The 10,572-nt window shown below is 73.4% G+C and carries 11 protein-coding genes and 1 pseudogene; 10 read left to right on the top strand and 2 right to left on the bottom strand.

The annotated features are described in order from the left end of the window. The 10 genes and pseudogenes from ACLBYE_RS27320 to dxs form a co-directional block, all read left to right on the top strand. A pseudogene (locus ACLBYE_RS27320) lies at positions 1 to 552 on the top strand (hypothetical protein); the annotation flags it as partial. Then, on the top strand, positions 549 to 1,073 hold the full coding sequence (locus ACLBYE_RS27315; protein WP_447696572.1) for an NUDIX hydrolase: 525 nt from the start codon (positions 549 to 551) through the stop codon (positions 1,071 to 1,073). The pseudogene ACLBYE_RS27320 and the gene ACLBYE_RS27315, both read left to right, overlap by 4 nt. Continuing rightward, positions 1,070 to 1,528 carry a TIGR02301 family protein gene (locus ACLBYE_RS27310; RefSeq protein WP_020093933.1) on the top strand — a complete coding sequence of 153 codons (459 nt, stop codon included), beginning with the start codon at positions 1,070 to 1,072 and terminating at the stop codon, positions 1,526 to 1,528. The genes ACLBYE_RS27315 and ACLBYE_RS27310 overlap by 4 nt, the downstream gene beginning before the upstream one ends. Positions 1,529 to 1,687: 159 nt before the next feature. Then, positions 1,688 to 1,942 (top strand): hypothetical protein, encoded by a 255-nt coding sequence (locus tag ACLBYE_RS27305; protein WP_012320917.1) that lies wholly within the window; start codon positions 1,688 to 1,690, stop codon positions 1,940 to 1,942. A gap of 101 nt (positions 1,943 to 2,043) precedes the next feature. Further along, the gene (gene ygfZ / locus ACLBYE_RS27300; RefSeq protein WP_447696571.1) at positions 2,044 to 2,895 is read left to right on the top strand and encodes a CAF17-like 4Fe-4S cluster assembly/insertion protein YgfZ; all 852 of its coding nucleotides are present in this window, start codon (positions 2,044 to 2,046) and stop codon (positions 2,893 to 2,895) included. Positions 2,896 to 3,037: 142 nt separating this feature from the next. Next, entirely contained in the window at positions 3,038 to 3,652 is a 615-nt protein-coding gene (locus ACLBYE_RS27295) for a DNA-3-methyladenine glycosylase I (RefSeq protein ID WP_447696570.1), read from the top strand. A gap of 26 nt (positions 3,653 to 3,678) precedes the next feature. Continuing rightward, complete coding sequence (locus ACLBYE_RS27290; protein ID WP_447696573.1) at positions 3,679 to 4,239, top strand: hydrolase; 561 nt, start codon at positions 3,679 to 3,681, stop codon at positions 4,237 to 4,239. Between the two features lie 50 nt (positions 4,240 to 4,289). After that, complete coding sequence (locus tag ACLBYE_RS27285; RefSeq protein ID WP_447696569.1) at positions 4,290 to 4,802, top strand: tyrosine phosphatase family protein; 513 nt, start codon at positions 4,290 to 4,292, stop codon at positions 4,800 to 4,802. Positions 4,803 to 4,941: 139 nt separating this feature from the next. Beyond that, complete coding sequence (locus ACLBYE_RS27280) at positions 4,942 to 5,202, top strand: exodeoxyribonuclease VII small subunit (RefSeq protein ID WP_447696568.1); 261 nt, start codon at positions 4,942 to 4,944, stop codon at positions 5,200 to 5,202. A gap of 42 nt (positions 5,203 to 5,244) precedes the next feature. Then, positions 5,245 to 7,239 carry a 1-deoxy-D-xylulose-5-phosphate synthase gene (gene dxs, locus ACLBYE_RS27275; protein ID WP_447696567.1) on the top strand — a complete coding sequence of 665 codons (1,995 nt, stop codon included), beginning with the start codon at positions 5,245 to 5,247 and terminating at the stop codon, positions 7,237 to 7,239. Between the two features lie 289 nt (positions 7,240 to 7,528). On the opposite strand, the gene ACLBYE_RS27270 is transcribed toward dxs, so the two are convergent. Together ACLBYE_RS27270 and ACLBYE_RS27265 are read right to left on the bottom strand one after the other, a co-directional pair. Further along, entirely contained in the window at positions 7,529 to 8,620 is a 1,092-nt protein-coding gene (locus ACLBYE_RS27270) for a tartrate dehydrogenase (protein ID WP_447696566.1), read from the bottom strand. 103 nt (positions 8,621 to 8,723) lie between these two features. Further along, positions 8,724 to 10,572 (bottom strand): chloride channel protein (locus ACLBYE_RS27265; protein WP_447696565.1); only part of this gene is annotated, 1,849 nt, incomplete at its 5' end.

The following is a 10,572-nucleotide window of genomic DNA, read 5'->3' as shown; positions in this document are numbered from 1 at the left end:
CCGCGCCTGCTGCGCCTCGGGGACCGCCCGGCGCTGCTGGCGGCGACGCTGTCCGGCGCGGATGCCGGCGGCCTCGTGCTGATCGACCGGCCCGTCGGCGATCCGGGCGCGGCCTGGGCCGTCGCCGCCCGCACGCCCGCCCAGCCGGGCCCGCCCCTCAAGATCGCCGGCATCGCGGATTTCTCCGGATCGGGCGCCACCCAGGCCGCGACGGTCAGCGCCAAGGGCCGGCTCCAGCTCTGGACGCTGCGTCCCGACGCGATCGAGCCCGCCGGCGAGGCCGCGGGCTACGCGGCCGGCGACGGCGATTCGGATCTCGCCGTGACCGTTCCGGCCGGCGGCAGCCCCGAACTCGTCCTGCCGGTGGCGGGCCGGCCGGAGATCGCCTTCGTGGCGGCCAAGGGCGGCCTGCGCGAGCGGGCGCGCGTGCCGCTGCCGGCCCCCGCGGAGACCGGCATCGTCGTCCTCGGCGAGGGCGCGGCGGCGCGGCTGCTCGTCGGCCTCGCCGACGGCCGGGTGGCCGTCGTGGCACCGGACGGGGGCAAGCCGTGACCGCGGGCGCACCGGATCCCGACAGCCGGCTGTTCCCGGCCCGGCCCTTCGTGGGCGCGTCGATCGCGGTGATCCGCGGCGAGCGGGTCCTGCTGGCGGCGCGGGCCAACGAGCCGATGCGCGGCGTCTGGACCCTGCCGGGCGGCCTCGTGGAGGCGGGCGAGTCCCTGGCCGAGGCGGCCCTGCGCGAACTGTCCGAGGAGGTCGGCCTGCCCGCCGAGGTGGTCGGCGTGCTCTCGCCCACCGAGATCATCGTCCGAGACGAGGCCGGCCGGGCCCGCCACCACTACGTCGTCCACCCGCACGCCGCCGTGTGGTGCGGCGGCGAGCCCGTGGCCGGGCCCGAGGCCCTGGGCACCCGGTGGGCGACGCTCGCGGAGGTCGCGACCCTTCCGACCACCCCCGGCCTGGTCGACACCCTGCGCGAGGCCTTCGCGCGGGTGGCGGGCCAGGGCACGGCCGGGAGCGCGGATCGACACGCGAACCGCGCGGGGGTGCCGGGCGGGGAGCCGACGGCGTGAGGCGCCCCGCGACCCTCCTGTGCCTGCTGGCGCTCCTGGCAGGCCCGGTCTCCGCGCCGGCGCTGGCGCAGCAGCGCTCCGGCCGGAGCGGCGCGCCCGCCAAGGAAGCCGCGAAGGAGCCGTCCAAGGAGGCGCCCGCCCCCGCGGACGTGCCCGCGCCCTACGACCGCGACCTGCTGCGCATGTCCGAGATCATCGGGGCCCTGGCGTTCCTGCGGAACCTCTGCGCGGCCCCGGACGCGGCCGACTGGCCGGCCCGCATGAAGGCGCTGATCGACTCCGAGGGCGTGACCCCGGCCCGCCGCGACCGGCTGGCCGGCGCCTACAACCGCGGCTACCGCGGCTACGCGCTGACCTACCGGGTCTGCACGCCCGCGGCCCACGAGGCGGCCGCCCGGTACGTCGCGGAGGGCGACCGGCTGTCGCACGCTCTGGCCGGGCGTTTCGGGGGGTGATGCAGGTACAGCACACATACCGGCGATGCCGGCGAAACATCGGATTTGAGCGCTCGCGTTAACCGATCCGAAATTCTCGGCTGGCCGAGCCGCCGGGACCTGCTTATCATCCATTGCGTCCGCCGGGCCCCGTGTCCGGCGCAATGGAAGTATCCGGCCATGCAGCACAGCTCTCACACCGCCCCCATCGAGGTCGATGTCGAGGAGAAACGCGTCGCGCTGAGTTACGTCTCGGAAGCGTTCGCGGAAGGCTGCCTCGATGGTCTCGACGGTGACTGCATGGCCCAGGCCGCCCTGTTCGCGGCCTTTCAGGAACTCGTGACGACGTACGGCGAAGAAGCCACGGCCCGCTACGCGGAGGGATTCCCGGAGCGCATCCGCGGGGGCGCCTTCACCACGACGCTCCAGCATTGAGCGGGTGAGCGCGGACGGTTGAGGCGCGGGCGGTCAGCGACTACGTCCCGGGTCCGCGGTCCGGCCAGCCGGACCGTCCGCGCCCCGAGGAATCGCCGCCCATGCCCGTCGCCCTGCTGCCGGATCGCGCCCTGGTCACCGTCACCGGACCGGACGCCACGACGCTGCTCCAGGGCGTCCTGACCTGCAACGTCGAGACGCTCCAGCCCGGTGAGGCGCGCCTCGGCGCCCTGCTCACGCCGCAGGGCAAGATCCTCTTCGATTTCCTGGTCTCGCGGATCCCCGACGGCTTCCGGTTCGACGTGCTGGCCGACAGGGCCGCGGACCTCGCCAAGCGCCTGGCGCTCTATCGCCTGCGCGCGCAGGCGACCATCGCGGCCGACCCGACTGTCGCGGTCGCGGCGGCCTGGGCCGGCGCGGCCCCGCCCGCCGCGGAGGCGCTGGCCGATTCCCGCGCGGCCGATCTCGGCGCCCGTCTCTACGCCGAAGCGGGCGCCTTCTCGGCGGACGCCGCCGAGGCCGACTACCACGCGCACCGGATCGCCCTCGGCGTGCCCGAGGGCGGACGCGACTTCGCCTTCGGCGACGCCTTCCCGCACGAGGCGCTGATGGACCAGCTCGGCGGCGTCGACTTCCGAAAAGGCTGCTACGTCGGCCAGGAGGTGGTCTCGCGGATGCAGCATCGCGGCACGGCCCGGACCCGCATCCTGGCGGCCGCCTACCCGGACGCCGCGCCCGCGCCCGGCACCGAGATCACCGCGGGCGGCAAGGTGCTCGGCACCACGGGCAGCGCCGCGGGGAACCGCGGCCTCGCCACGGTCCGCCTCGACCGCCTGGGCGACGCGCTCGCCTCCGGCGAGATTCCGCGCGCGGGCGACCAGCCCGTGACTCTGGCGCGCCCCGCCTGCGCGACCTTCGCCATGCCGGACGCGGCGGCGAGCGCGGCCGGGTAGGATCGCGACGCTCGGGATCGGGCCGCGTGGCCGCGGCTCGTCCGGCACGGGCGGAAGCGACCGTCGAGGTGGTCGTCGGGGCGGCCGTGCGGCCATCGCCGCCGCGGTGGCGTTCCGCTCCTGTTCTCGTTACCATCGCCGCATGTCCGAGACCGGCCTCATAGACCATCCCGACGGCTGCCCGCGCTGCTGGTGGGCCGGGCTAGACCCGCTCTACGTCGCCTATCACGACACCGAGTGGGGCGTGCCCGAGCATGACGGCCGCGCCCTCTACGAGAAGCTGATCCTCGACGGCTTCCAGGCCGGCCTGTCGTGGATCACCATCCTGCGCCGCCGGGACGGGTTCCGCGACGCCTTCGCGGATTTCGATCCCGAGCGGATCGCCCGCTTCACCGAGGCGGACGTCGCGCGGCTGATGGCCGACACCCGCATCATCCGCAACCGCGCCAAGATCCAGGGCACCGTCGCGGGCGCCCGGGCGTGGTTGCGGATCGAGGAGCGCGGCCCCGGCTTCGCGCGCTTCCTGTGGGACTTCGTCGACGGCCGGCCGGTCCAGGGCACGGCCCGGACCCGCGCGGAGATCGCCACCGAGACGCCGGTCTCCCGGGCGATCGGCAAGGCCCTGAAGGCGGAGGGCTTCTCCTTCTGCGGGCCGACCATCGTGCACGCGTTCATGCAGGCGGTGGGCATGGTCAACGATCACCTCGTCGGCTGCCACCGGCACGGGCCCTGCGCCGCGCTGGGCGGGCCCCGGTGAGCGCGCCGCCGCGCGCGTGGCAGCGCATGCTCTCCGGCCGGCGCCTCGACCTCCTCGACCCGGCGCCCGGGGACATCGAGATCGCCGACATCGCCCACGGCCTCGCCCGGGTCGCGCGCTGGAACGGCCAGACCCGCGGGCCGCACGTCTTCTCGGTGGCCCAGCACAGCCTGCTGGTCGAGGCGGTGGGCCGCCACCTCGCTCCCGGCTGCACCGACCGGGACGGGCTCGAGCTGCTCCTGCACGACGCGCCGGAATACGTGGTCGGGGACATCATCTCGCCGCTCAAGGCCGCCATCGGCGACGCCTATCGCGGCGTCGAACTGCGCCTGCTCGCGGCGGTGCGGCGCCGCTTCGGGCTGACCAACCCCTCGCCCGCCCTCGCCCGGCTCGTGAAGCGGGCCGACCGGATTGCGGCCCACGTCGAGGCGGTGCGCCTCGCCGGCTTCGCGCCGGAGGAGGCCGAGCGCTATTTCGGCCCCTCGGTCGACCTGCCCGAGCCGGTGCCGGCCCTGGCCGAGCCGTGGCCGACCGCCGAGGCCGAGGCGCGATTCCTCGCGCGCTTCACCGCCCTGTCCCCGCCCTGACGGATCTCCGCCCTCGATCCGTCACGATCGCAGGTCACTGGCGCCCCACCATGCCGACCCTCCACGTCTGTCCGCTCTCGCGCCTGCCCGAGACCGTCGCCGCCACGGGCGCGAGCCACGTGCTCACGCTGATCAATGTCGGCACGCCGCTGGAGCGGCCGGCCGTGATCGACGCCGCGAACCACGCCATCATCTGGGTCAGCGACATCGCGGCGGCCCGGGACAGACACGTTTTGCCGGCTGAAGAACACGTGGCCCGGCTTCTCGACTTCGTCCGGACCTGGCCGCGGGAGAAACCGCTGGTGATCCACTGCTACGCCGGGATCAGCCGCTCGACGGCCGCCGCCTACATCGCGGCCTGCGCGCTGGCGCCCGAGCGCGACGAGGCGGCGATCGCCGACGCCCTGCGGTCCGCCTCGCCCTCGGCGACACCCAACGCCCTGTTCGTGGCGATCGCCGACCGGATGCTCGACCGCGACGGCCGCATGGTCGCGGCGATCGCCCGCATCGGGCGCGGCGCCGACGCCTTCGAGGGCACGCCGTTCACCCTCGCGCTGGCGTGAGCCGAACGCCGGTGCGAAGTGTGGCGCAAACGCCGCCGCGGCCGTCCAAAACGGTGCGGACCCGGCCGGCGGACTGGCCCCCAGGGTTGTGGCGACCGGGGATCGCGCCGTACAAACACCCCCAAAGGAAGTATCTGGGATGACTGCGAGCAGACCCGAGGTGGCCCCCGCCGCCGGCGACCTGCCTTTCGAGAAGGCGCTGGAACAGCTCGAGGAAATCGTCCGCCGCCTCGAGCGCGGCGACGTGCCGCTCGACGAGTCGGTGGCGATCTACGAGCGCGGCGAGGTGCTGAAGAAGCATTGCGAGGCGCTGCTGAAGCGGGCCGAGGCGCGGATCCAGCGGATCACGCTGGGCTCCGACGGGCGGCCCGAGGGCGTCGCCCCGCTCGACATGTCCTGAGGCTCGGCGTCGAACCGATCCCATCCGTTAGAGGTTGATGCCGTGGCGATTACCCCCGAGCAGAGTGCACTTCTCGACCGCGTTCCGTCTCCTTCGGCGCTGCGGCGTCTTCCGGAGTCGGAGCTGCAGGCGGTGGCCGACGCGGTGCGCGCCGAGATGATCGACGCGGTCTCGATCACCGGCGGCCATCTCGGCTCGGGGCTCGGCGTGGTCGAGCTGACCGTGGCGCTCCACCACGTGTTCGACACCCCCGACGACCGCATCGTCTGGGACGTCGGCCACCAGTGCTACCCCCACAAGATCCTCACCGAGCGCCGCGACCGCATCCGCACGCTGCGCCAGGGCGGCGGCCTGTCGGGCTTCACCAAGCGGAGCGAGAGCGTCTACGACCCCTTCGGCGCCGCCCACTCCTCCACGTCGATCTCGGCAGCCCTCGGCATGGCGGTCGCCCGCGACCTCGACAACGCCGCCGCCAAGGCGAAGAACCGCCCGCTCAAGCGCCGCAACGCCATCGCGGTCATCGGCGACGGCTCCATGTCGGCCGGCATGGCCTACGAGGCCCTCAACAATGCCGGCGCCCTGCACTCGCGCCTGATCGTCATCCTCAACGACAACGACATGTCGATCGCGCCCCCCGTCGGCGCCATGTCGGCCTACCTCGCCCGCCTGGCCTCGGGCGGCGCCTACCAGTCCCTGCGCGAGACCGCCAAGCAACTCGGCAAGCTCCTGCCCAAGGCGCTCTACCAGCGCGCCGCCGCGGCCGAGGAATACGCCCGCTCGCTCGTGGTCGGCGGCGGCACCATGTTCGAGGAGATGGGCTTCCACTACGTCGGCCCGGTCGACGGGCACAACCTCGACCACCTGCTGCCGGTGCTCAAGAACGTCCGCGACGCCGAGCACGGCCCGATCCTGCTCCACGTCGTCACCCAGAAGGGCAAGGGCTACGCGCCCGCCGAGGCCTCGGCCGACCGCTACCACGGCGTGGTCAAGTTCGACGTGGTCTCAGGCGTCCAGGCCAAGGCCAAGCCGAACGCGCCGGCCTACACGCGGGTGTTCGGCGAGAGCCTGATCAAGGCGGCCGACGCCGACGACAAGGTCGTGGCGATCACCGCGGCCATGCCCGGCGGCACCGGCATCGACCTGTTCGGCAAGGCGCACCCGGACAAGACCTTCGACGTCGGCATCGCCGAGCAGCACGCGGTGACGTTCGCGGGCGGTCTGGCGACCGAGGGCTACCGGCCGTTCGTGGCGATCTACTCGACCTTCCTGCAGCGGGCCTACGACCAGGTCGTGCACGACGTGGCGCTGCAGAACCTGCCCGTGCGGTTCTGCCTGGACCGGGCGGGGCTGGTCGGCGCCGACGGGGCGACGCACGCGGGCGCGTTCGACCTCGCCTACCTGTGCTGCCTGCCGAACATGACCGTGATGGCGGCCTCCGACGAGGCCGAGCTGGTGCACATGGTGGCGACCGCCCACGCGCACGATACGGGCCCGATCGCGCTGCGCTACCCGCGGGGCGAGGGGGTGGGCGTCGAGCTTCCGGAGCGGGGCGAGGCGCTGGCGATCGGCAAGGGCCGGGTGGTGCGGCGGGACGCGGAGGCGCGTGTGGCGCTGCTGTCGCTCGGCACGCGCCTGGCGGAGGCCCTGAAGGCGGCCGACACGCTGGCCGAGCAGGGCGTGGCGGTGACGGTGGCGGACGCGCGGTTCGCCAAGCCGCTGGACGAGGCGCTGATCCTGGACCTGGCGCGGGACCACGAGGTTCTGATCACGGTCGAGGAGGGCTCGCGGGGCGGGTTCGGCGCGATGGTGCTGCACCTGCTGGCGGAGCGGGGCGCTCTGGACGCGGGTGGGGTGCGGGTGCGGACGATGACGCTGCCGGACGCCTACCAGGACCACGACAGCCCGGAGAAGATGTACGCCGAGGCCGGCCTCGACGCCAAGACCATCGTCAAGACCGCCCTCGACACCCTGCCGGCGGAGTCCGGCAAGGCCGAGCCGGCGAGCAACGTGGTGAGCGTGCGCCGCCGCCCGCGCTGACGCCGCGGAGAGCGCGGTCTCCCGCGCTCGCTCCGTTCCCTGTCGATATGTTCGGACCGCCGTCCTTGCGAGCGGAGCCAAGCGAACCAGGGCAGCGCCGCGCTCACCGGCGTCGCGCCGACCCCGGGCCACTCCGCTGCGCTCGTGATGACGGAGCCGACACGCTGACCGAGGCCCCGAGACGGAGACGGCATCCCGTCTCATCCCGGGGGCCGGAGCGTGGCACGGGCCTCGAAGGAGTCTTCCGGAGATCGCGCGATCCTCGGAGATCTCTGCGGCGAAACCGCTCCTACCCCAAAGCCTGCGCCACCGCCTTGCCGCAGGCCTGCGTGTCGGCGTTGCCGCCGAGGTCGCGGGTGCGCAGCGTCCGCTCGGACAGCACCCGCTCGATCCCGCCGACGATCTCGGCCGCCGCCGCGTGCTCGCCGAGATGCTCCAGCATCATCGCCCCCGACCAGATCTGGCCGATCGGATTGGCGATCCCCTGGCCGGCGATGTCCGGCGCCGAACCGTGGACCGGCTCGAACACCGACGGGTGCACCCGCTCCGGGTTGATGTTGCCGGACGGCGCGATGCCGATCGTGCCCGTGCAGGCGGGCCCGAGATCCGACAGGATGTCGCCGAATAGGTTGGAGGCCACCACCACGTCGAACCGGTCCGGGTTCAGGACGAAATGCGCGGTCAGGATGTCGATGTGGTACTGGTCCCACCGGACGTCCGGGTAGGCCTCGGCCACCGCCTTCACCCGCTCGTCCCAGTACGGCATGGTGATCGAGATGCCGTTCGACTTTGTGGCCGAGGTCAGGTGCTTCTTCGGGCGCTTCTGGGCCAGCTCGAAGGCGAACCTGAGGATCCGGTCCGTCCCGTGCCGGGTCATGATCGTCTCCTGCAGGGCGAACTCCCGGTCGGTGCCGGCGAACATCCGGCCACCCGCGTTCGAGTACTCGCCCTCGGTGTTCTCCCGGACCACCCAGAAGTCGATGTCGCCGGGCTTGCGGTCGGCGAGCGGGCACTTCACCCCCGGCATCAGCCGCACCGGGCGCAAGTTCGCGTACTGGTCGAATTCCCGCCGGAACAGGATCAGCGAGCCCCAGAGGGAGATGTGGTCGGGCACGCGCTCGGGCATGCCGACGGCGCCGAAATAGATCGCGTCGTGGGTCTCGATCCGCGCTTTCCAGTCCTCCGGCATCATCCGGCCGTGCTGCTCGTAATAGTCGCAGCTGGCGAAATCGAACCAGTCGAGCTGGAGGCCGAAGCCGTGCCGCTTGGCCGCCTGCTCCAGCACCCGTACGCCCTCCGGCACCACCTCCTTGCCAATGCCGTCGCCGGGAATCACCGCGATGCGGTAGCGACGCTGCTGGCTGTTCTCTGGGGCGGCCATGAATCCTCCACGCGTTTCGAGGGGCGGGCCTCTGCGGGGCCCGGGTCGTCGGCGTCAGGTGATTGGTCCGCGCCGGGATCGGGTCAACACCCCGGCCTGACAATCAGTCGGTTTCGCCCGCCATCGCCCGGCGCTGGCGGTCGAGTTCCTCGCTGTAGCGCTTCAGCGTGTGGCTCTCGGTGAGCAGGCCCAGCACCTTCCGGCTCTCGGCGCTCTCGACGACCGCGAGCGCCTCGCTCTCGGTCCGGTCGAAGGCGGCCGCGGCGTCCTTGGCGTTCATGCCCGGCGTCAGGAAATCGTCCGCGTGCAGGAGCAGGTCGGCGAGGACCGGCTGCGCGTCGGCGCCGGAATCCCGGGCGGCCGCGTGCGTCTCGGGCACGTTCAGGATGCCGGCGTAGCGCCCCGCCCCGTCCACGGCGATCACCCGGGAGGGCGAGCCGAGGGGATGGGCGCGCAGGAAGGTGGGCAGCGGCGTGTCCAGGGCCACGGTGCCGGGATTGCGGCGCATCAGCCGGCCGACGGTGAGCGAGCGGATCCAGCCGACGTCGTGGGGGCTGCGGATGCTCTCGCCGCGCAGGTGGAAGCGCCACGTGGCGAAGGAGTAGCCGAAGGTCTTGCGCACGGTGAGGGAGGACGCGATCACCGCCGCCAGCACGACGCCGGTGATCGGCAGGCTGCCGGTGACCTCCAGGGCCAGGAACGTCATGGTGAGCGGGCCGCCGATGACCGCCACCGCCAGCGCGCTCATGCCGATCACCGCGTAGGCGAGCGGCGTGAGGCCGAAATCCGCCAGCGGCGGCACCAGCACGGGGGCGAGGGCGGCGAACAGCTTGCCGGCGATGGCCCCGAGGAACAGCGACGCGAAGAACAGGCCGCCGCGGAAGCCCGAGCCGATCGAGATCGCCGAGGCCGTGGCCTTGGCGGCGAACAGCCCGGCCAGGACCGCGATGCCGTGCCCCTGCCCCTCAGCGGCGAAGTGCATGTGCAGGGCGCCGTGCCCGCCCGAGAGCACCTGCGGCGTCGCGAGCAGCGCCAGCGCGCCGACGCACAGCCCCCCGAAGGCGGGCGCCGCCACCCGCGGCACGCCGGAGGCCTGGACGAGGCGCTCGACCAGCGTGACCCCGCGCATGATCAGGATCCCGAGGCCCGCGCAGAACAGCCCGAGGGCGAGGCTCGGCAGGATCTCGAGGCTGGTGACGTGCGAGGTCGTGACCGCCTGCATGTCGCCGAGATCGACGAGCGGCTGCGCCTCGATCAGGGCGCGCGAGATCAGGTTGCCGCACAGCGCCGCGACGACCACGGGCGTCAGCGTGGCGATCGAGTAGGTGCCGATGATCAGCTCGAAGGCGTAGAACGCGCCGGCGAGCGGCGCCCCGAAGCCGGCCGCGATCGCCCCGGCCGCGCCGCAGCCGACCAGGGTGCGCAAGTCGCTGCGCCGCACCTCGAAGGCGATGCCCAGGCGCGAAGCGAGGCCGGAGGCGATCTGTGTGTAGCCGGCTTCCAGCCCCACGGAGGCGCCGGACCCGTTCGAGATGACGTTCTGGAGCGCGAGGTAGAGGCTGTCGCGCAGGGACATGCGGCCGCCGTGCAGGGCGTTGGCCTCGATCGGGTCGATGGCCGGGCGCTTGCGCGGGCCGCGGACGTAGTTGGCGGCGACGATCAGCAGGCCGAGGACGGCGCCGCCGAGGCACGGGCCCACCAGCAGGAGCGCCGGCGGCACGGCGTCGACGGCGCTGAGGCGCGCGCCCGCGGGCAGCTGGTAGAGATGCTCGCGCAGGGTCTGGGTGATCCAAGTCATGGCGGAGACCGCCACGCCGGCGACGCAGCCCACCAGGGTCGCGAGGGCGACGAGGCCACCCTCGCTCCGTCGGACGAGGCTGCGGAGCCGCCCGGGCGCCTGGACGAGGCCCGCCCCGGTCCAGCGCCGGCGGGGCCGCCGCGCCGGCCTGACG

It is taken from the genome of Methylobacterium sp. A52T (genome assembly GCF_053346095.1).
Note: the sequence above shows the minus strand (reverse complement) of the source record. Positions and strands in the feature narration are given on the sequence as shown.